The sequence below is a fragment of the Streptococcus sp. HMSC072C09 genome (assembly GCF_001813105.1).
Lineage (GTDB): Bacteria > Bacillota > Bacilli > Lactobacillales > Streptococcaceae > Streptococcus.
In genome coordinates, this window is the sequence record NZ_KV811501.1 from 183,603 (window position 1) to 205,908 (window position 22,306).

Below are 22,306 nucleotides of genomic sequence, written 5' to 3' on the forward strand. Positions count from 1 at the left end.
CTATTTTAACATCTTTTTCTAGCGATGTATACGCTATATAGTGATAACTCTCCCTCAGAGGGCGAGGATTACAAAAAGGCCAAGACCTTCGTCTCAACCTTTTAACTAAAATATGATTGGTTTTGGTTTTACAAGATTCCTTTTTCTTTTTGAATCATGAAATCCTTGAGGGAAACCAAGAGAACTGCAAGGAGGATCATGGCCATTCCTATAAAATCAATGGCAAAGAAATGTTCATTCATAATGGCAAAAGCAAAGAATACAGCTGAAATAGGCTCAATAGCTGCAAGAAGGCTACCTTTGACCGGTCCAATCAGAGTTGTCCCTTTCAAAAAGACCGTATAGGCAAATATGGTCCCAATCACCACTAAGCCAACTAAGCCCATTAGATTATCCATGCTATATTGGCCATGAAAGAGTCTTCTTCCTGTGAAGGGAATCATCACAAGTCCTGGAATCAGCATACCGATACCAATCACCAACATACTGCCCCATTTTTGAATTAATTGAATAGGCAGAATAATGTAGAGGGCATAGGCAAAGGCAGAAACCAGTCCCCAAACTAGTCCTTTAGGAGTGATGGCTAATTGATTGAGTTGACCATGGGTTGCAATGAGAAAGGTCCCTGCGATCGCTAAGACCATCGAAAAGATTTCAGATACTGTCGGAGCTACTCGGTCCTTAACACAAGAATAGGCCAAAACTACAATGGGACAGAGATATTGAAAAACAGTTGCCGTACCTGCATTAGTCGCATCAATCGCTTCTAGATAAGTCAATTGGGTCATTAACAACCCTAAAAAAGCAAATAAGAGCAAGGGAAGGTAGGACGAGCGGTCTCTTAGAAAGGCCTTTACTTTTTCCTGGTCTGCTAGATAAGCAAGAAGCAGTAGTACAGCCCCTGAAAACACTAAACGAATCGTTGTCAAACCAATTGCTGTAAATCCATGAACCAGCAGGTACTGGCCGCAGGCTCCTGACAAGCCCCAAGCGATCCCAGCGATCAAGGTCATGAGTGTTCCTTTCATCGTCTTTGACATAGTCCCCTCCTAAATCTGTTCCTTACTTTTATTGTATCATAAAAGGCCGAAACGAAACGTTTCAGCCTCATATATTTCATATAAATTTATTCGCTTATTCAGGTTGAACCAAGATCTTGATTTGAGATTTATCTTGTGTTAATTCAACAAATCCTTCTTCAACGATATTTTCCAATTTAATTTTCTTGGTAACCAATTTTTCAGCAGAGAAGTAGCCTTGTTCCATCAATTCCAGCACTTTAGGGAAGATATGACGGTAGGCAATAATTCCTTTGAGAGATTTTTCTTGGATAGCAAATTCATTTGGATTGATGCTCGCTTCACGTTCCCAGATAGATACAACCATACATTCCCCAGCTTTATGAACTGCTGCAAGGGCTTGGCCTAAAACAACTGGAACTCCAGTGACTTCATAAGAAACATCTGCTCCACCACCTGTCAAACGATGAATGGCTTCTACGACTGTTTCTCCTTCTTCTGGACGAACAACGATCGCTCCCAATTCTTCTGCTTTGGCTTGGCGTTCAGGAGACAATTCAACCGCATAGATTTTTGATGCTCCTGCTGCACGAAGGGCTTCAACAATCAAAAGACCAATTGGGCCCAAACCAAAGATAACAGCTGTATCTCCAGTTTTCAAAGCAGATTGACGAACGGCATACACAGCAACCGCAGCAGGTTCTGTAAGAGCTGCTTGTTCATAGCTCAAGCTATCTGGAATCACATGGACAAGATCACCATCAAGAACACAATATTTAGCAAAACCACCATCTGCAGCGAGGCCGACGAAGTTCAAGTTTGGATCGAGGTTGTAATCACCAATTAAGTTGTGCTCTGCAAGAATTGGTTCGATAGTCACACGATCGCCAACTTTGACACGAGTCACATCACTTCCGACTTCTACAATCTCACCGGAGAATTCATGTCCCAAAGTAACCGGTGCTTTTTGACCAGAATAAACATGTTCTTCAGTTGGGATGAAGATCGGTCCATCCAAATATTCATGCAAGTCCGTACCACAGATCCCTGTGAACTTAACTGCCACTTTTACTTGATGTGGTTGTACTTCAGGTACTTCCACTTCCTCGATACGAACGTCTTTTGCTGCATGCCAGCGAGCTGCTTTCATAGTAGCCATATGATGATCTCCTTGTTTTCACGTTTTTTGTTTTCTTTTCAGGAAACTTTATATAACATATTGTAAACGTTTTCTTTTTGCTTGTCAAGGAAAAACTGAAGATGAAAAAGAGCAGCCCTTTGACTGCTCCTTCTTATTTCTTCTTGATACGAGAAGATTCCAATCTCCACCCAACAATCCAACCAAGGACTAGGAGATAATTTTCAAGCGCACCGATCCCATTGACCGGCAGATGATAGTGAAAATAACTAAAGAGATGATTAGTACCGATCCCAAGCCCACCTAGGATCAAAGCCAATAGAACCGTCCGAAGATAAAACCAATCGTATTTGAGATTGACAGCAATCAGGATCACAAGGACCGCCACATTCCAAATCCCAATCTCCCGTTGCCAACCGACAGAAATACCATATCCCGAATGACTTCCCATATAGGATGGAAAGAATAGCTGGAAGATAATCGCTCCAGACATAGAGATGATAAGTAAAATAAATAAGAATCTTAACAGCCGATTCATCTTCTTCCTCCTTTAAGAAAAAACTGATTAATCTCTTGACACTTGTTTTCTGTTAAAACAGGAACACCGCTACTGTTTAAATAAAATGCAATATAGTCTAATTTTTGTGAGAATGAGATCATTTCTTCACCTGATATAGTTGGATCAAGCCACACATCAATTAATAGAGATAGTGTTGTAGCTGTCTCTAAAGGATATTTACAAGAAAACTCGCCCCTCTCATTTCCCTGATGAATGATTATTCCTACATATTTGGAAAGTATATTTACCGTATTTTTTAAAGAAAACAACAAGCCGAACGGTATCTTTTGTGTCCAGTCAATGCCCGTAAGTTGTTTCATATTCTCATTGCCTATTAAATAATCAACTAATTGTAATAGGCGATCTGTTGATGAAACTCCTTCGTTTTTTGACAATTCTTCTAGAAAAGTTGAGAGGGAGTTCGTTTCTTTCTCCATTAAGAGCTGTAGAATCTCTTCTTTACTTTTAAAGTGATGGTAAACAGCCCCTTTTGACAATCCTGTCACTGTTACTAAATCAGCCATCGTTGTTTCTTTATAGCCTTTATTTGAAAATAAGGACAAGGCTGCTTGAATAATTTGATCTTTACTTCTTTTTGATTTTATTTCTTGTTTCAAGTAACTCTCCTCCAAAAAACAGACCAATAGTCTGTTTTTTTATTGTATTAAATCCAGAAGACTTTGTCAATTAAAATCCATTTTTCATTCCTTTTAAAAAAGTAAAAACAGACACTAAAAGGTGCCTGTTAGAATGTAAATATATACTGAAACTTTCCGCCGTGAGAAAAGAGAGAGTTGGACAGAAATCGGTAATTCGTTAGAATTCGATTTCGTCGTCCCACCTCTGCACAGTTAAGTAGGGCTGTAAAAGCTGATGAAATCAGCGTAGTAGAGCCCACTCAACCACTGCGTCTTGCTCGACAACCTAAAAATAATTGAGAGGCTAGGACTTTTGTCCCAGTCTCTTCCAATCATTCCCCTTAAATGTTATTTAATGGCTAATCATCATATCCACTTGAAGAATTTCCAGTATCGTTAACTTTTGAATTTGAATCATCAGAATTATCATTAGGTTCTACTCTATTTCTATTCTGTCCACCTTCATTTGGTTCATAAACGGTCAATACAATTCGTGTGCGGTTAATATCCACCGTACTCGAAACTTCTGGAGTTTGACTGACAATTTGACCTGCAGAAACGGATACTCCATCAGGAAGATGGTTAGTTTTTCTGATTTTAATATTAGATTCTTTGATTCCATATATTTCAATCAAATTACTTCTAGCAAAATCATAGGTTGATCCAACATAGTTTGGCATTTCAATTGAAGTTGTTTCTTTTGCTACTTTTAAAACAATCTTGATCTTTGAACTCAAAGAATATTGCTTTCCTGGAGCTGGGGTTTGTTCAAGAACTGTCCCTGCAGGATAATCAAAGGTCTCAACTTCTTCAACGGTGATCATTTTGCTCGATACTTTATAAGTGTTTTTCAGATCCTCTTCAGCTGCTGCCCGTGTTTCGCCCACGTAATTTGGCATTTCAAAGCTGTTTGGTCCTTTTGAAACGATCAAATTAATTTTATTTCCTCGTTTTATTTTGCTACCAGTGACTGGATTTGTTTTTATAATATACCCCTCTGCAATCGAATCGCTATATTCCTCTTGTTCTTTTCCTAATTTTAAATTTTGCTTTTCAATGATTGCATTTGCTTCTGCTACTGTTTTCCCTGAGAGATTAGGAACAACTGTAGTATCTGTGCTTTTTTCTAGATCCGATTTTCCTTTATTGTCTTTTTTTGAACTTTCCGACTTTCTTGAAATAGATACTGAATCATTTTGTCTTTGATATCGTCCACTTTTTGGTAAAAAAAGCCATAACATTAGAATTAAAATGACTAATCCAATAACTAGACTTATAATTCTTTTCCTTCGTTGTTTCTTTTTTTCTTCTTCTTGTTTGATTAATTCTTCCTGCCTATAGCGTTCAGCTTGTAAAGCTAGTTTTCTCTCTTTTTCAGCTTCCTCAAACTTATACTTCTCGTATTCCCCCTCAACTTCTGAGAGAAGTATTTGTATTCGATCACGCTCACTATTATCTTTAGCTTGAGCCCATATTTTTTTCAATTCAAATATTTTATCTTTATAAAATTGCTCCTGTTTTTGTTTGAGTTCTTGCTCTCTCCGTCTCTCCTCAGCAATTGCTTGTTGTTGTAATATTTCATTTTGCTTTTCAGTTTGTCGAACTTGATTCTCTAGAAGTCTATTTTTTTCTTCTGAAGCTAATCTTTGCTGAATAGAGTGTCTATCTAACAAATCATTGTGTCTCTTTAATTCTTGATTTCGCTCTTGTTCCCTCTGTGCTGCCTCATAATCTTTTTCCCAGTTACTCATTTTTTCTCCTAATTCGCATTGATATTTTCTTGACTCGATAAAGTCATCTACTAATATTTAATCAATTTCTATAAAAGCCTAAAAATCCTTCTGTTATTTAAAAACTCATATTTCCATAACACTCACATTTTATAACTAATTAGTGTAATATATCTTTATGCAATATTATAACCAATTAAAAAAGTAAATACAAGAACATTAATAAGATATTTTTAAAACAAAAAAATAAACTGCCCCCAAAAGGTAGGCAGTAAAAATCTAACTTTTAGGGTGCAGTTCTCGATTTCTCTATTACTCTTCCTTCAACTTCGCCAATTCTTGGGCAAGTAACTTGAGGGCTACTTGTGGGTTGGCTTGGCCTTTGGTTGCTTTCATGAGGAAACCTGTGAAGGCCTTGTCCGCATTCCGTTTTCCTGACTTGAAGTCGGCTACGGCTGCTTCATTGTCTGCGAAGACTTGGTGGATGATTGGAATCAAGACTTCAGGATCTGAAATCTGTACCAAACCTGCTTTTTCGACGTATTCACGTGCACCGCCACCGTTTTTCGCCAAATGAACGAAGACTTTCTTGGCAATCTTAGAAGAAATGGTTCCATCTTCGATAATGGCAATCATTTCAACCAAGTTTTCTGGTGTCAATTGGATTTCTTCAAGTGTTTTGCCTTCTGCGTTCAAGAATTGCGCTACTTCACCTTGGAGCCAGTTAGACACTTGTTTGGCATCTCCGCCAAGGGCTACAGCTGCTTCAAAGAAGTCTGAAGTAACTTTTGTAGCTGTCAATTGGTTGGCATCATAGTCAGACAAGCCAAGCTCTGCCACATAGCGAGCACGACGGTCTTTTGGAAACTCTGGCAACTCCGTACGCATTTCCTCAATCCACTCATCTGAAATTTCAAACAAGGGAAGGTCTGGTTCTGGGAAGTAACGGTAATCCGCCGCTCCTTCTTTGACACGCATAAGAATGGTACTCTTATTGGCTTCATCGTAACGGCGTGTTTCTTGGCGAATAATCCCACCTGAACGCAAGATTTTCGCTTGGCGCTCCACTTCGTATTCAAGACCTTTGCGGACGTTTGAGAAAGAGTTCAAGTTTTTCAACTCAGTCTTGGTACCAAATTCCTCTTGGCCGTATGGGCGAAGGGAAATGTTGGCATCCACACGCATAGAGCCTTCTTCCATCTTGACGTCTGAAATACCAGTGTATTGGATGACTTCTTTGAGGGCTGTCAGATAAGCGTAGGCTTCTTCTGGAGAACGCATATCTGCTTCAGATACAATCTCAATCAATGGCACCCCTTGACGGTTGAGGTCTACATAAGAGAAACCGTCTGTTCCGTGGGTGTTCTTACCAGCATCTTCTTCCAAATGGGCGCGTTCAATCCCGATTTTCTTAGTTGAGCCGTCTTCTAGTTGCACTTCAATCCACCCATTGTAACCGATAGGCTCATCAAATTGCGAAATTTGGTAGGCCTTTGGATTATCAGGGTAGAAATAGTTCTTACGGTCAAAGTGCATGTGCTGATGAATATCCATATTCAAGGCCAAAGTAGCCTTGATCCCAGCATCCACAACACCCTTGTTCAAGACAGGAAGCACCCCAGGGAAAGACCAGTCAATCACATTAGTGTTGGCATTTTGCTCATTCCCAAAGTGAGCAGAGGTTGGTGAGAAAATTTTTGAGTTTGTATTCAATTCAACGTGGACTTCAAGTCCGATGACTGTTTCAAAGTTCATTAATTGTCACCTCCGAAAATAAGGGGTTGTTGCTTGTGGTAATTCGTCGTTGCTTCAAAGGCCGCTGCGGCTTGGTAGATGGTTTCTTCAGAATACTTAGGACCAATCAACTGCAAACCAACTGGAAGACCTTGCGCAAAACCTGCAGGAATCGAAATCCCTGGAAGACCTGCCAAGTTGACTGGAATGGTCAAGAGGTCAGCCAAGTACATGGCAACCGGATCATGGTTGAGTGAATCCAAATCAAAGGCTACACTTGGAGCGGTTGGACCAAGAATGAGGTCGTAATCCGCAAAGACTTTTTCGAAGTCTTGGATAATGAGGGTACGAACTTGACCAGCTTTCTTGTAGTAGGCATCGTAGTAACCAGATGACAAACTAAAGGTACCCAGCATGATCCGGCGTTTGACCTCATCGCCAAAGCCTTGGCTACGAGTGTTCACGTAGATGTCATCCAAGTTCTTAGCATCATCCGCACGGAAACCATAGCGAATCCCGTCGAAACGTTGCAAGTTTGAAGAAGCTTCAGATGAAGCGATGATGTAGTAAACGGCAACCCCGTATTTAGAGTGTGGAAGGCTAACTTCTTCGACAGTTGCTCCCAATTTTTCAAAGTGTTTGGCCGCATTAAGGATGGTTTCTTTGACTTCTGGGTCGATCCCTTCGCCAAGGTATTCCTTCGGAAGGGCAATCTTCATGCCTTTAATGTCTTGACCAATCTTAGAAGTAAAGTCTGCTACACGAACAGGTGCAGATGTTGAATCCTTGGCATCTTCACTGGCAATAACATTGAGCAAGAGGGCATTTTCCTTAACGGTTGGAGCGAAAGGTCCAATTTGGTCAAGTGAACTACCAAAGGCAATGAGACCAAAACGGGAAACTGTTCCATAAGTTGGTTTGAGACCAACAATCCCATTAAAAGCAGCCGGTTGACGGATAGAACCACCTGTATCTGAACCAAGGGACAAACGGACTTGACCTGAAGCGACAGAAGCTGCTGAACCACTAGAAGATCCACCAGGCACCTTGCTGTGGTCCCATGCATTCTTGGTTGGTCCATAGTAAGAAGTTTCACCAGATCCACCCATGGCAAATTCATCCATGTTGGTCTTTCCGATGACAATCATATCTTTGGCTTTGGCATTGGCAACCGCTGTCGCATCAAAGATTGGCTCGTAGTTATAGAGCATTTTTGAAGCCGCAGTTGTCAAGATACCATCTGTTGAGATATTGTCTTTGACAGCGAGTGGAATCCCTGACAGGAGGTTGTCTGCATCGATTCCTTTTTCATCAATGGCCTTGGCTTGTGCAAGAGCTGCTTCTTCGGCCACCGTTACAAAGGCATTAACCGCTTCTTCACGCGCCTTGATATCTTCAAGCGTAGCTTGTGTCAATTCGGTTGCCGAAATTTCCTTAGAGACAAGGAGGTCGTGCAACTCTTCAATGGTTTTATGGTTGAATGACATTAGGCATCTCCTCCATCTTCTAGGATAGCTGGTACCTTGATGTAGTAGTTATCTTTTTCAGGTACATTTTTAAACAAGCGGTCTCGGTCAGTCCCTTTTTCAGCAACATCCGGACGCAATACAGTCTTACGATCCGCCATGGTCGTTGTTGGAGCAACGCCTGTTGTGTCCACTTCTTCCAACAATTCCACCATGTCGACAATTTTAGACAAGGTTGTCGCAAACTCAGCTGTCTCTTCTGGAGAGAATTTCAATTTTGAAAGATTGGCAACGTGGGTTACCTCTTCTTGCGTTATTTTCATCTTGCTTCCTTTCGTGAAATGATGATTTTTCAATACCCTCTATTTTACCATAATTTAGCCCAATTTGCTTGCCTTAGAAAAAATCTGTAGGACTTTTTTGTCGCTACAGATTCTTCATTTTATATTTCTTTTCCGCCTAATTGCCCCATCTCCATTAGAGTCTCTTTCCAGACTTCCTGGACCTTAGAAGCGAGGTAAGAAGAGGCCAACTCATAAGAAGCCTGATGGAATGGAGCGAGGTCGCTTTCAAAGAGCTGGACCAGCTTGTCTGCCAACTCTTTCACCAACTCTTCTTCTGGCACTGTCTCGCTATAAGGTACCAAAAAGCCATTTTCACCCTCTTTTATAAAAGTTGGATTACCATAACGGGCATCAAAGCCCAGCAAGGCCAAACCTGCTCCAGCCGCCTCCATCAAAGTCAAACCAAAGGTCTCCCACTGAGAAGTGGTGAGGTAGGCTTGGTAGCAAGGATAGATCTGCTGAAGATCCGCATGACCGCGTAGGTGAATATAATCTTGTGCTGCAAGCTCCTGAATCAGGTGGCGCAAGTTGTCCGCTTCTCCACCCTTCCCATAAATATCAAACTGAAGGGCTGGGAGTTTTTCATGAGCTTGGGCCACTACTCGAATAGCCAAATCGATGCGTTTTCTTGGATCCAAACGGGAAGCTGTGAGCACACTAAAGGGAGGTCGATCTCCTTGTGATTCTGTCAATTCTTCTAGATGCCCAACCGGAATGCTATAGATTGGAATTCCTTGGCATCCTTGTTTAGCAAGTGTCTGCTCCAAGACTTCTTTTTGAAGATCCGTTGCCGTGATGAAATAATCGAAGCGTTTAGCATACTTGAACACATAATAATATTCATAATTGAGATGGCCATTTTCAAATTCATGCTCCGAATGAAACACCATGGCGAGCTTTGAAGAAGCAGGTTTCTCCAACAAAGGGCGAGCAAAATCCATGCGCGAAGCCCGGTCAAGCAGAATCAGATCTTCTTCTTTTAGCGACAGCTGCGACAAAAAACGTCTCATCACTTCTGTATGGTTGGTCAAAATCTCAGACCCCAGTTTATAGAGCCAGCTTCCACCTAACCTCGATTCTTCAAAAGCGATAGTCCCATCTTGATGGTGATAGATCCGTCTGACAACACTACCATACTGAAAATACTCTGTGACAAGTTTACAAGCTCCATAATACTCTCGCTTGATCCTATTTCCAGCCAAAAGATAGTCTACATAGCGGACACAGTTTGGATGATAGGGATCCAAATGAAAGCTCAAGGCGTTTCCATCCGCAAATTGGTAGCGAATGACTCTTTCCGTTTTTTCAACAACATCCAGACGAGTCAGTTGAAACTCCATTTGCAAGGCCCCTACCGACTTTTGAGGGACCGTAGTCTGTTGATCCGTAAAAGTTAAATGGGCAAAAAGCAGTTCCTCATCCCGGTGCCCCAATGAGAGGTAATAGGCCAATTTTTCTGGAGTGGGCCAAGTGGTAAAGACAAACTTCGCTGCCACTCCTAGTCTCCGGAGCATCTTTGCCCGAGAGGCTTGTGCAACATCAACCCCATTAGGTTCGAATCCCACTAATAGATTAAAGGTATAAATGGTCATGCGGTTCCTCCCTCTAATCGCTTAAACAGCTCTTCCAAAGCTTCTTTTTCAGGCAATTTCAAGATTCGTGCCTGCTCTCTTACCAATTCTTTGTGGGTCTCTGGATGCTGGAGCAAGGTATCTAGTTGCTGTTTCATTTCTTCGACTGTATCTGTGATTGTGCTCAAGTTTTTATAGGCTTCCTGATGAACCGTGCTCTTCAAACCAAATAAGACTTGCCCATTTTCAAGAGCATGAAGACTACTACTCCACACTTCTTCTCCCTGGTTGCAATCCAGATAAATAGAGCAGCTGGATAACAAGTCCTCATATTTGTCCAGCGAAATCCCTGGATAGAGGCGCACATTGGAGCGAGTCGCTAAGTCTGTTAATTTCGGCCCCATAGCCGTCAAAGCAGCAATGTGAAAGGTGACTTGTGGGAATTGATGGACCAGGCTAGATAGGCCTTCGACCTCTTGAGAAGCCGTCATAACCATGGCTTCTGGTTGAAAACTTTCCTGCTCCACATCTACCAGCCCTGACAAGACTGTGATTCCGTCTATTTTCTCACTCAACAGACCATCTTCTACCAACAAAATCTGACTGACTTGTTCTTTGATCTCGTCTAGATCATGCGCGTCACTGGCACAGTAGGCGAGTCTTTCCTTTGGTTTCTCTTTCACAACATCTAGCAATGCCTTGTCCATCAAAAGAACGGCTTCATCTTCCGGCAAGACTTGTTCTAGGACAGCTCTTTGCAGCTCTTTCTTATTGGCATACAGGCGATCCCGTCCCTTAGGAGTTTGAAGCAAAAAGGTTCCTTGTGAGACAAAGTGAAGCAAGACTTCTTCTTGTTGACGGTTCAAATAGATGTTTAAATAGGGTTGGCCAGATTCCGTAAGGAGACTCTGTTTGCTTCTCCAGCCATAGCGGTTGTAGACATCAATGGATACGATCTCTTCTCCCTGACCAAACCATTCCACTCTGTCAACTGTTCGAGACAAGATATCCTCTCGCAAAACCACGTTGGCACGACGTTCCTCACCATCAAAAAGATAGGTTGTGATCCCTAGTGTCCAACATTCCCATAATTCTGGAACTGCTAGATCATTGAAAAATAAAGGTTTTCCAATTTTTGATGCTGGGTCTTTTTGGGTAAAAAAGGTCGCCAGACTCTCTGTCTGTTCAGCTATATCTGTTTCCAGATTGGTCACAAACACACGGTAGGGCTGGCCAAGTTTGTCCAATAATTTTCGCAAACGTTCCAGCTCTCTGGTCTGCTCTGATGCAATAATGAACATGCTGATCCTTTCTCATCAATAAGTTCTTAGTCCATGGTTTCAACGAAACTGAGGTTGATCACCACGCGCTCATAGGTTTCTGACTCTTGTAAGCCAGCTTCTTCTAGTTTTTCAAGAGCCCGTTTCAACCGCGTTTTATAGATATAGCGGTGCCAGGTCAGATCATAGCCCAACATCCCAAGAAGAGCCAATTTTTCTTGCTTGGCTTCCATCTCATCCAGTACCCGCTTTTCTGTCCAAACCTGGGACAGAGTATCTGAACGACCCACGCGATACCAATAAATACATTTCTCCGTATGGACCACCCGATTGGCTTTTAAGAAGAGCTTGTACATGAGAAAGTTATCTTCAACATTTTTTCCGACCGGAAAACGAAGCCCTTCAAATAGGTTACGCTTATAGAGCTTCATCATAGCACAGGCCCAGGCCATATCTCTGGTCTCCTGAATGGCATCGTGGTCCATAATTGCTCGCCCCTCATAAAGGGTCTCTGAATAATCATCGTCCGTTACCTTGATCAAGTATTTGCTACTACTGTCATCATAGAGGTTATAGTTGGCTACCGAGACATCCGCATCATACTTCTTCAGTTGGCGATAGAGCACTTCTACATAGTCCTCCGTCACCCAGTCATCTGGATCAATAAAGGTGATGTAATCACCAGTCGCTAACTCAATCCCTGTATTGCGAGCAGCAGATAAGCCCCCATTTTCTTGGCGGACGTAGCGGATGCGCGCATCCTTCCTAAAAAATTCTTTGCAGATCTCCTCTGACTGATCTGGCGAACCATCATTGACCAGAATAATTTCCAAATGAGGGTAGGTCTGATGGATAACCGTTTCCAAACATTGTCTCAAATAAGCTTCTACATTATAGATGGGAATGATGATACTCACTACTTCATTTGTTTCCATGCTTCTTCTCATTTCTCTTTAAATAATCGCGAATCGCTGTCACCATCTCCTGCACCTGATCATCCCTAAACACCCGATTCTCACCATTCTGCACATGATTGGTTCCCTCAAAAGAAAAAATAGGGACGCCTTGTTGGCTGAGTGTTTGCGTGATTTGATCGACCTCATCATAGGGATTGATATCCAGATACAAATCCAATTTTTCTATAACCTTCCGACTAGTCAAAGGATCAAAGGAAGGGTATAAAAAGAGGTTGGGGTAGCGTTCCAATTGCACCAAGTTAAAACCAAAATGACTATGGGCAAGAACATGAATCGCGACATCTGGCAACTCTTTTAACAACGTCTCCAACTCGTGGATATCTGCTGTATGAGTATAAATAGCCGCATGATAAGGAAAAGTTCCCACTAGATCTTGATAAGTTTGCTTCAAAATCGGTTTTCGAAGCAAAATTTCCTCCCAAGATAGGGCATAATAAAACCACCATAATTCACGAAAACGATTGAAGCGTTTGGAGGTCCATGGTTTATTATGAGAGGTGTAATGAATGACCGCAGGAATCCCTTGGAAGGCCTCATACCAGTCCAAATCACCATAGAGATATTGATCCTTATCAGACCCTACTTGTAGATTATAGGTCCAAGGTAATGGATACCATGCATCTTTGAAATACATATTTAAAATCCCTTGATCTCCATAAACATGCTGATGGTGCTCGCGAGTGAGGTCAAAAAGAGCCTCTGTCACTTGGTGCTCTTGCCACCAAGCCTCATCAATCACCAAAAGTCCAGCATTAAAACCATCTGTCGTCGTCGGCTTATCTACCACTGCACCCAGTCCATAACCTTTTAGATCGACCTCAAATAAAGGCGATAAATCCTGTGTAAAGATCATATCACAATCCAGATAGAGGATTCGCTCTTCTTCCACAATCTCTGGAATAGCGTAACGGAAATAGGTTGCATAGTGAATATGGTCACTTGGAAGCGAAAAGGACTGGAATTGCTCGGGAGACATCCGACAATTGATCACTTCTGAATCCAACTGGCGCAAGCGCTGATTCATGATAGTAAACCACTCAGTTGGTAGATCTTCATTTAAGACATAAATTTTCAACTGGTCCTGATGGGCACACAGTGACTTCATAGCGGTTTCCAACTTCTCCATATAAGACAGATTGGCTGAAAACACGACAGCTTTTTTACTCATAACTTCCCCTTTTTTCTTTCATTAGAATACCATTTTCAAGAGAGGAAAACAATTTCTAGGCCCGAAAAAGAGGCCTAGACAAATGTCTATGACCTCTTTTACAATCTTTTCTTATTTAGTATCTAATACAGCTAGTGCGCTGTCTACCAAGCTTGCCCCTAAGACATGCTTGAAATGATTCAAGGCAAACTGGTGATTTTCAGGAGTGAGTGACGCCACTGCAGGTTCCACGACTTCGATCTGGTAGCCGAGATTGTAGGCATCAACCGCTGTATGAAGGACACAGATATCAGTCAAGACCCCAGTCAAAATGACGGTATCTACATGGCGTTCCCGCAGGCGGATATCTAGGTCCGTTCCTGAAAAAGCAGAATAATGACGCTTGTCCATCCAAAAGACACGTGAATCCGCTTTGTGTTCCCGATAAAAATCTGCTAAAGGGCCGTACAAATCACGTCCACTAGTCCCAATGATATTATGAGGTGGGAAGAGCTTGCTTTCAGGATGAAATGGATCCTCTACATCATGCGCATCAATGGCAAAAAAGACATAGTCTCCTTGGTCAAAGGCCAACTGAGTCACCTGAGCAATAGTCTCAGAAATGGCTTGTGCAGGGGCACCTGCTGTAAGCTTACCATCATCTGCTACGAAATCGACAGTGTAGTCAATTGAAATCAAAGCTTTAGTCATTAGTAATCTCTTTTCTTAATTTCCTCAAAGATATCTTGAATCAACACCTTGAGATAGGTTCCCTTCATTCCAAGAGAACGGCTTTCAATAATACCAGCTGACTCCAATTTCCGGAGTGCATTGACAATCACAGAGCGGGTGATACCAATCCGATCTGCAATGATAGAAGCAGTCAACTGTCCCTCATTTCCTTTCAATTCACTAAGGATGGCAGAAACAGCACGCAATTCAGAGTAAGACAAGGTATTGACAGCCATATTCACCGCTGTCCGACGACGAATATTCTTCTCGTCTTCCTCGCGTTGGTAGTTCAACATTTGAATCCCTACCACGGTACTCGCAATCTCAACCAAGATCAAATCATCATCCGCAAACTGTTTATCATTGCGCCAAATGATCAAGGAACCCAACCGAATCCCAGAAACATGAATAGGCGCAATGGTGGTCAAGCCATCAGGAAATTCAGACTTGGTTTCGACCGGAAAGATACTCAAATCATGGTCCACATCTAAATTAGCTTCTGTATCGTAGACCAAACTAGCTGCCTTGGCATAATCTTCTGGTAATTTTTTATTTTGAAAGAAAGCTTCTACCCGGTCATTGTTGGTCTTGTAACGCATGAAATAACCAAGAAGGGTTCCCTTGCTATTAATGATACAGGCATTACAGTGGATAATATCCGCTAATTGCTGGGCAATATCATTATAAGGCATCTCGACCTGCAACTGTTCATCAGTCCGTTTCAAGATGGATGTAATTTTACGTGTCTTTTCTAATAAGTTTGCCATAATAAACCTCGCATATAGTCAGCTCAAGTATATCATATAAGTGTGGGAATTTCAATCAAATTATCTGAAAATTATTTATTTTTTCTACAATTATGCGCAATTCAGAAAAATGTCGATTCGATGACATAGTTTTTATAGAATGAATCAAAAAAAGATTGAAGACTTTCCTCTTCAATCCTTTATCTAATTAACGTTTGTATTGCTTCAAGAAACGAGTCATTTTTTCTTGAATTTGAGCTAACTCATCGACACGTGGAAGGTAAACGATCCGGAAGTGATCTGGATCTTTCCAGTTAAAGCCGCGGCCATGAACCAAGAGAATTTTTTCTTGCTTCAAGAACTCTAAAACAAATTGCTCGTCATCATCCACGCGGTACATGTCCCGATCAATCTTAGGGAAGATATAGAGACCAGCCTTTGGCTTAACAGCTGAGAGGCCTGGAATATCATTGATGGCTTTGTAGATAAAGTTGCGTTGTTCGTAGATTCGACCACCTGGAAGCAAGAGTTCATCCACGGATTGGTACCCTCCAAGAGAGGTTTGTACAACTTGTTGAGCCAAGACATTTGAACAAAGACGCATATTGGACAACATGTTCAAACCTTCGATATAGCCCTTCACATGGTGCTTGGGTCCGGATAGAACCATCCAACCAACACGGAAACCGGCAATCCGGTGAGATTTTGACAAGCCATTCATACTCACACAGAAGAGATCAGGCGCTAAACTTGCGATAGCCGTGTGTTTTTCACCATCCATGACCAAGCGATCGTAAATTTCATCCGCAAAGATGATCAAGTTATTTTGACGAGCGATCTCTACAATCTCAAGCAGGATCTCATCTGGATAGAGGGCACCTGTTGGGTTATTCGGGTTGATGACAACGATAGCCTTAGTGTTTGAGGTGATTTTCGACTTGATATCTTCAATATCTGGATACCAGTTTGCTTCTTCATCACAAAGATAGTGAACCGCATTCCCACCAGCTAGGCTGACGGCTGCTGTCCAAAGAGGATAGTCCGGCATGGGAACCAAGACCTCATCCCCGTTGTCGAGCAGTCCTTGCATGGACATGACGATCAGCTCACTCACTCCATTTCCAAGGTAAATATCATCAATATCCACATTTGGAATTTTTTTCAACTGGCAGTACTGCATGATGGCCTTGCGGGCTGAAAAAATCCCTTTTGAATCTGAATAACCTTCACTATCACGCGCATTCATGATCAAATCATGGATGACTTCATCTGGAGCTGTAAAGCCAAATTCAGCAGGATTCCCCGTATTCAAACGTAGAATTTTTTCTCCATTTGCTCGCATGCGCATGGCTTCTTCCAAGACTGGACCACGAATATCGTAAGCGACATGTTCGAGTTTGCTTGATTTATTATATTCCTTCATATTCTGCCTCGATTCACGAAATTATCTCTATTATACCACTAGTTCAAATAGAGTACAAACCGAGGACTTTAAAAATTCTGCAAAAATATAGCAGAAAAGCGAGACTTTACCTTTACATTCTAGCTCAAAAGAGATAAAATATAAGTGTATAAAGAATAGAATTCCCTTCTATTCTATCCATGTTTTCAAGCTATAAGGAGGTAGGATTATGTCTCAAAAATACGAAAACATTATGGTCGCTGTCGACGGTTCTCATGAAGCAGAATTAGCCTTTGAAAAAGGGGTTAACGTTTCTCTTCGCAACGGCTCTAAATTGACGATTGCCCACGTCATCGATACCCGTGCCCTTCAAAGCGTCTCAACTTTTGATGCTGAGGTCTACGAAGAATTGCAAGAAGAAGCCAATGAATTGCTCAAAGGCTACAAGGAACGTGCTGAAAAAGTCGGCGTTCAAAATGTTGTGACTGTTGTAGAAATGGGAAATCCAAAAGTCCTCTTAGCCAATGATATCCCAAGTAAGGAAGGAGTTGACCTTATTATGGTCGGGGCTACCGGACTCAATGCCTTCGAACGGTTAATGGTCGGATCCTCCTCAGAATATATCCTTCGCCACGCCAAAGTAGACTTACTAGTGGTACGTGATAAGGATAAAACCATGTAAGAAAGAAAAAGTTATATTGAAAACTTTCCTTAGGTGAGTACGGACGTCAGCGAACTTCGTCGAAGTTCCATGACTAAGTTTTGAGCCTAAGGTCTCAAAACTCCCGAGTGCTAGAAACAATAGTGTTTCTAGCACTTTTCTCACGGCGGAAAGTTTTTCAATATTTTTTATAAATTTTAAAAATAAGAACATATTTCGACTTCTTTGTAGAACACTTTACTTATCTTAGTAAAAAATAGTTTGTCTACATTCTAAAAAAGGTTTGGAACCTTTGTTCCAAACCTTTTTTAGTTGTCTTTTTTTGCTTCTTTTTGTTTTGCATGTTTTTCGTAGGCCTTGAGCTGGCGATCGAGTTCTTTTTTGATGGCTGGTTCTGGAGCGTATTTTTCTTCCCAATCATCTGGCTTCAGAATTTTGTGGGTTACTGGATCAAAGTGCGCCTTTCCATCTGGGAAAATCTTGCCCATATTGGCCCGGTGAACAATCTCAAAGACCTCTTCAGGATCGACCCCCATTAGAACAAAGCTACCATAAGTCAGATAGAGGGTATCAATCAAGGCATCAACCTGCCCTACCATGGAGATCTCAGCTGGGTGCTTGCCACGAACCTTATCTGCAGCCTTATCCAAGGCTTCGTGAAGAGCTGCTACCGAGCGATCAAATTCTTCCTCACTTGTGCTAGCTGCTCGGACAAATTCTACCAACTCCTCTTGCTTGAACATGGTTCGATAAAGGGCATCTTGAGGCTGCCAAACAACTGGTTTCTCCTGGGTTTCCCCATCCATCACACCATGGAAGGTTTTGACCTTATTGAAGTGATCATCCTTAGAAAGAAAGAGTTCTTTCTCTGAGAGAATACCAAAGTGTTGCAGGGCCTTTTGAATGCCATCCTTGCCATTACTGGTCGTGGTATGCTTGGCAATTGCCTTGACACTAGTCGTCCCATTTCCCATCGCAATGGACAAGCCAACACCTGAAAGCATCTCTAAGTCATTATCAGAATCACCAAAAGCCATCACTTCATCGATATCAAAGCCAAATTCCTGACCAACGATGCGGATCCCTTCTAACTTGGAAATCCCTGGGTTGAGGACATCTGCTGCAAAAGGACTAGACCGTGTGAATTTCAGATCCGGAAACTCTTTTTCAATTTTTGCAGTCTCCTCTGGACTCGATAAGATCAACACTTGGTAGATTGGTTCTTGCGCTAGTGCATAGAGGGTATCCTGATCTTGTGGGACGACCTTGCTGACCACTTTGTTAAATCCTCGACTGACGGTACGGGCCATTTTGCGGGGCACAAAGCGACTAGACCAGGTTGAAATAGGACTCATCCCAAAACTCATGATCCGAGAACCAAATACCCCATCCTTGGTACCGAGAGCAATTTCCTTGCGGTGTTCTCGAGCATAGTCAATTAGTTGGTGCAGACTCTTTTTATCGATTGGGCTGGTAAACAACACGCGGTCCTTGGTCAAAATATACTGACCATTATAGGTCACTGCAAAATCAAAACCATAGCGTTCCATAAACGGTTTGACAAAGGCCGGTCCCCGCCCTGTCGCAAGGCCTACATAGATCCCTTCTTCCTTTAAGGACTGAATGGCTTTTTCTGTTGATTTTAGGACCGCTCGACTATCATTGACCAAGGTTCCATCAATATCAAAAAAGACTGCTTTTATTTCCATGTCTACTGTTTCTTTCTTTTTATGATAAAATAAATTATATCACATATTCCAAGGAGCTTCACATGTTTAAGAAAATTTTAGCACTACATACCGGAGGGACCATTTCGATGGCGGCCGATGACTCTGGGGCAGTGATTACCAATGAAGTCAATCCCATGACCCAAATCACTTCACCAATTGAAGGGATTGCAGTCACCTCAGAGGACTTCTTCAACCTTCCCAGCCCTCAAATGACCCCCCGTCACATGTTAGCTCTATATCAAAAAATCAAAGAGGAAGCCCACAACTACGACGGCATCGTTATCACTCATGGGACAGATACGCTGGAAGAAACGGCTTATTTCTTGGATACCATGGAGTTACCAAAGATTGCTGTGGTCATTACAGGAGCTATGCGAAGCTCCAACGAGCTCGGAAGCGATGGTGTCTATAATTTTCTGACAGCCCTTCGAGTAGCTGCCGATCCAAAAGCACGCGATAAAGGCGTCTTAGTCGTCATGAACGATGAAATTCATGCCGCTAAGTACGTCACCAAAACCCATACCACCAATGTCAGCACCTTCCAGACACCAACCCACGGTCCACTAGGTTTGGTCATGAAAAAGGAAATCCTCTTCTTTAAAACAGCCGAGCCAAGGGTGCGCTTTGATCTCGATACTATCAATGGGTTCGTTCCGATCATCGCTACCTATGCAGGGATGAAAACCGATCTGCTGGACATGCTGGATCTTTCAAAGCTCGACGGCCTCATTATCGAAGCCTTTGGAGCTGGAAACATCCCTAAAGAAACAGCACATAAACTCCAAGAATTCATGGATGCAGGTCTTCCAATCGCTTTAGTATCCCGTTGCTTCAACGGGATCGCTGAACCCGTCTACGCGTATGAAGGAGGAGGCGTCCAACTCCATCAAGCAGGTGTCTTTTTCATCAAAGAATTAAATGCCCCCAAAGCGCGCATCAAACTCCTCATCGCCCTCAATGCCGGCCTAAAAGGACAAGAACTCAAAGACTATATCGAAGGGTAAACTAAGATACAAAGCCCGTAAAATGCCAAGTGAAAATAGGGAGTAGGACAGAAGCGATACTTTGGCAGACGCTTCGTCGTCCTACCCCCACAAGGCTGATTAGGATTCTTCCGAGCTCATAAAGCGAGAGAAGAGTCCAATCAGCTACTGTGTCTTGAAGTTAGTACTCGTATAGTTGGCATTTTTTCACACAGCATTTAGGGCGTGTTCAATTCGTGTAACGGCAAGCACTATGGTGCCTTGCCGACACGACTCACTAACTCCTCAGGTGGATGGTATCGATCCACCTTCGTCCTGTCGCATTTCATCAAGATACAAAGCCCGTAAAATGCCATCTTAAAGGGAGTAGAGTGGAATCCAAAGAATTTCCACTCTACTCCTTTTTTTATGCTCTAATCTAAATGTTCTTTCTTTTCTAAATAAAGCGAGAGCAAATGCCAATCTGGGTGTTCGCGCCAATCTGGCGTGGCTACGATCTGGCTGGCAACTTTCCTTGCTTCTTCCAGAATGGGATAATCTTCTACCAAATCCGCCACTTGAAATTCTGGAATCCCAGATTGACGGGTTCCAAAGATTTCACCTGAACCCCGCATTTTCAAATCTTCTTCCGCCAGAACAAACCCATTGGTTGTCTCTGTCATGATTTTCATGCGCTGCTTGCCACTATTTGTCTTAGGATTGGCTACTAGAATAGCATAGGATTGCTTGTTTCCCCGACCAACCCGGCCTCGTAGCTGGTGAAGCTGGCTAAGACCAAACCTATCTGCATCCATAATGACCATAACGGTTGCATTGGGTACGTTGACTCCTACTTCAATAACGGTCGTAGACACCAAAACATCGACTTGGTGCTCCTTAAAGCCCTGCATGATAGCATCTTTTTCTTCACTTTTCATCTTCCCGTGAAGAAGAGAAACACGTGCCCGCTGACCAAAGAAGGCTACCAACTCCTCTTGGAGAGCAAGGGCGTTTTTCAAATCTAGCGCCTCTGACTCCTCGATCAATGGAGAAATAAAGTAAGCCTGAGAACCCTTGCCAAGTTCTTTCACTAACCAGTCGAGGACCACTTCTAACTGCTCATGCTTGACCCAACGTGTGATGATTTCCTTGCGTCCCGCAGGCATCTGATCAATGATGGACACATCCATATCTCCAAAAGCCGTGATGGCTAAGGTCCGGGGAATAGGGGTCGCCGTCATCATCAGGACGTCTGGATTTTGTCCTTTTTCTCGAAGAATACGACGTTGGGAAACCCCAAAACGGTGCTGCTCATCAATAATGACCAAGCCTAGATCTTGGTAGTGAACTCCCTCTTGAATCAAGGCATGTGTCCCCACAATCAGTTGAGCTTTCCCTGAGGCGATCTCTTCTAAGACTTCTCGTTTCTCAGCCGCCTTTAATCCTCCCGTTAGAAGGGCAATTGGCAAATCTGGAAAAAGATTTTGCAAGCTTTCCTTGTGTTGCTCTGCCAAAATCTCCGTTGGAACCATCAAGGCAGCTTGCTTCCCAGCGCTTAAGGCTGCATACATGGCAAGACCGGCCACGACTGTCTTCCCGCTTCCCACATCCCCTTGAAGCAAGCGGTTCATGTGATAAGGAGAGGCCATATCTGTCAAGATTTCATTCAAGCTGTTTTCTTGAGCTTGCGTTAGCTCAAAAGGAAGCTGTTTTTTTCGTTCTGCTAATTTTTCTGGATCCCAGGCCAAGGAAATCCCTTGGCTGGCATCGTGGTTTTCTTCTTTTAGCACTTGGAGTTGCAGCTGGAAAAAGAGGAGCTCTTCAAATTTTACCCGGCGAAGAGCTTGCTTGTACTCTGCTAGATCCTTAGGAAAATGCATAGCTTGCACTGCTTGGGAACGAGACATGAGTTGATAACGATCTCGTAAGATTTGGGGTACGTTCTCTTCTAAAAGCTGGTCTAATCCCTGATCGAACGCTATTTTGATCAATTTCACCAGGCTGTTTTGGCTCACTCCTTGTGTCACCCGATAGACCGGTTGCAAATCATCTTCCACTTGAGCCAGGAGCTTCATTCCTGTCAAACTCCCCTTGGCCTTGTCCCATTTTCCAAAGATCGCCACTGTCTGCTGGACCTCGATTTTGTCTGCCAGGTAGGGTTGGTTGAAAAAATTAACCGCAATGACTTGGTCTCCCTGTTTGATGGAAAAACGCAAGCGATTTCGTTTGTAGCCATAATATTGGACATTGGCTGGCGTTGCTACCACCCCAGAGATGACAGCTTTTTCCCCATCTTCCAACTCTAAAACATTACGCGTTTTAAAATCTTCATACCGGAACGGGTAATACAAGAGCAGATCTTCTAAGGTTTCAATCCCTAACTTTTTAAATTTTTCCGCCGATTTTGGACCGACTCCAGGCAGTACGGATAAGGGTTGGTGTAGATTCATTTCTCCTCCTTTCTTTTATA

General features: G+C 42.6%; 19 protein-coding genes. 2 read left to right on the forward strand and 17 right to left on the reverse strand.

Annotation, left to right across the window (positions count from 1 at the left end):
• Positions 1–128: 128 nt before the first annotated feature.
• From HMPREF2893_RS06685 to HMPREF2893_RS06755, 15 genes are all read right to left on the reverse strand, one after another.
• Positions 129–1,040 (reverse strand): DMT family transporter, encoded by a 912-nt coding sequence (locus tag HMPREF2893_RS06685; RefSeq protein WP_070675174.1) that lies wholly within the window; start codon positions 1,038–1,040, stop codon positions 129–131.
• 94 nt (positions 1,041–1,134) lie between these two features.
• On the reverse strand, positions 1,135–2,178 hold the full coding sequence (locus HMPREF2893_RS06690) for a 2,3-butanediol dehydrogenase (RefSeq protein ID WP_049487948.1): 1,044 nt from the start codon (positions 2,176–2,178) through the stop codon (positions 1,135–1,137).
• A 133-nt stretch (positions 2,179–2,311) separates the two neighbouring features.
• A complete protein-coding gene (locus tag HMPREF2893_RS06695) occupies positions 2,312–2,695 on the reverse strand; it encodes a hypothetical protein (RefSeq protein WP_070675178.1) in 384 nt (127 codons plus the stop codon).
• Positions 2,692–3,333, reverse strand: coding sequence for a TetR/AcrR family transcriptional regulator (locus HMPREF2893_RS06700; RefSeq protein WP_070675181.1), 642 nt, complete (start codon positions 3,331–3,333; stop codon positions 2,692–2,694). Before HMPREF2893_RS06700 ends, HMPREF2893_RS06695 begins: the two co-directional genes overlap by 4 nt.
• A 380-nt stretch (positions 3,334–3,713) precedes the next feature.
• A complete protein-coding gene (locus tag HMPREF2893_RS10655) occupies positions 3,714–5,105 on the reverse strand; it encodes a PASTA domain-containing protein (RefSeq protein ID WP_083312238.1) in 1,392 nt (463 codons plus the stop codon).
• 291 nt (positions 5,106–5,396) lie between these two features.
• Positions 5,397–6,839, reverse strand: a complete 1,443-nt coding sequence (gene gatB / locus HMPREF2893_RS06710) for an Asp-tRNA(Asn)/Glu-tRNA(Gln) amidotransferase subunit GatB (protein WP_070675183.1) — start codon at positions 6,837–6,839, stop codon at positions 5,397–5,399.
• Positions 6,839–8,305, reverse strand: a complete 1,467-nt coding sequence (gatA, locus tag HMPREF2893_RS06715; RefSeq protein WP_049490795.1) for an Asp-tRNA(Asn)/Glu-tRNA(Gln) amidotransferase subunit GatA — start codon at positions 8,303–8,305, stop codon at positions 6,839–6,841. Before gatA ends, gatB begins: the two co-directional genes overlap by 1 nt.
• On the reverse strand, positions 8,305–8,607 hold the full coding sequence (gene gatC / locus HMPREF2893_RS06720) for an Asp-tRNA(Asn)/Glu-tRNA(Gln) amidotransferase subunit GatC (RefSeq protein ID WP_002884769.1): 303 nt from the start codon (positions 8,605–8,607) through the stop codon (positions 8,305–8,307). Before gatC ends, gatA begins: the two co-directional genes overlap by 1 nt.
• Positions 8,608–8,726: 119 nt before the next feature.
• The gene (locus HMPREF2893_RS06725; RefSeq protein ID WP_070675187.1) at positions 8,727–10,220 is read right to left on the reverse strand and encodes a glycosyltransferase; all 1,494 of its coding nucleotides are present in this window, start codon (positions 10,218–10,220) and stop codon (positions 8,727–8,729) included.
• Complete coding sequence (locus HMPREF2893_RS06730; protein ID WP_070675190.1) at positions 10,217–11,500, reverse strand: glycosyltransferase family protein; 1,284 nt, start codon at positions 11,498–11,500, stop codon at positions 10,217–10,219. The genes HMPREF2893_RS06725 and HMPREF2893_RS06730 overlap by 4 nt, the downstream gene beginning before the upstream one ends.
• 26 nt (positions 11,501–11,526) lie before the next feature.
• Complete coding sequence (locus tag HMPREF2893_RS06735; protein WP_070675194.1) at positions 11,527–12,414, reverse strand: glycosyltransferase family 2 protein; 888 nt, start codon at positions 12,412–12,414, stop codon at positions 11,527–11,529.
• On the reverse strand, positions 12,401–13,624 hold the full coding sequence (locus HMPREF2893_RS06740) for a glycosyltransferase (RefSeq protein WP_070675197.1): 1,224 nt from the start codon (positions 13,622–13,624) through the stop codon (positions 12,401–12,403). The genes HMPREF2893_RS06735 and HMPREF2893_RS06740 overlap by 14 nt, the downstream gene beginning before the upstream one ends.
• 111 nt (positions 13,625–13,735) lie before the next feature.
• Positions 13,736–14,314: a cysteine hydrolase family protein gene (locus HMPREF2893_RS06745; protein ID WP_070675200.1), complete on the reverse strand. Its 579-nt coding sequence runs from the start codon at positions 14,312–14,314 to the stop codon at positions 13,736–13,738.
• Positions 14,314–15,102 carry a GTP-sensing pleiotropic transcriptional regulator CodY gene (codY, locus tag HMPREF2893_RS06750; protein ID WP_070675203.1) on the reverse strand — a complete coding sequence of 263 codons (789 nt, stop codon included), beginning with the start codon at positions 15,100–15,102 and terminating at the stop codon, positions 14,314–14,316. Before codY ends, HMPREF2893_RS06745 begins: the two co-directional genes overlap by 1 nt.
• Before the next feature lie 187 nt (positions 15,103–15,289).
• Positions 15,290–16,504, reverse strand: coding sequence for a pyridoxal phosphate-dependent aminotransferase (locus HMPREF2893_RS06755; protein WP_049473129.1), 1,215 nt, complete (start codon positions 16,502–16,504; stop codon positions 15,290–15,292).
• 208 nt (positions 16,505–16,712) lie between these two features.
• On the opposite strand from HMPREF2893_RS06755, the gene HMPREF2893_RS06760 reads away from it, so the two are divergent.
• Positions 16,713–17,165, forward strand: a complete 453-nt coding sequence (locus HMPREF2893_RS06760) for a universal stress protein (protein ID WP_003008541.1) — start codon at positions 16,713–16,715, stop codon at positions 17,163–17,165.
• Between the two features lie 287 nt (positions 17,166–17,452).
• Here HMPREF2893_RS06760 and HMPREF2893_RS06765 read toward each other — a convergent pair whose 3' ends face one another.
• Complete coding sequence (locus HMPREF2893_RS06765; RefSeq protein WP_045759800.1) at positions 17,453–18,853, reverse strand: Cof-type HAD-IIB family hydrolase; 1,401 nt, start codon at positions 18,851–18,853, stop codon at positions 17,453–17,455.
• A 62-nt stretch (positions 18,854–18,915) separates the two neighbouring features.
• Here HMPREF2893_RS06765 and HMPREF2893_RS06770 point away from each other — a divergent pair, with 62 nt between their 5' ends.
• Positions 18,916–19,878 carry an asparaginase gene (locus HMPREF2893_RS06770; protein WP_070675206.1) on the forward strand — a complete coding sequence of 321 codons (963 nt, stop codon included), beginning with the start codon at positions 18,916–18,918 and terminating at the stop codon, positions 19,876–19,878.
• Between the two features lie 392 nt (positions 19,879–20,270).
• Here the strand turns inward: HMPREF2893_RS06770 and recG are convergent, their stop codons facing one another.
• Complete coding sequence (gene recG, locus HMPREF2893_RS06775; RefSeq protein ID WP_070675208.1) at positions 20,271–22,286, reverse strand: ATP-dependent DNA helicase RecG; 2,016 nt, start codon at positions 22,284–22,286, stop codon at positions 20,271–20,273.
• Between the last annotated feature and the right edge of the window lie 20 nt (positions 22,287–22,306).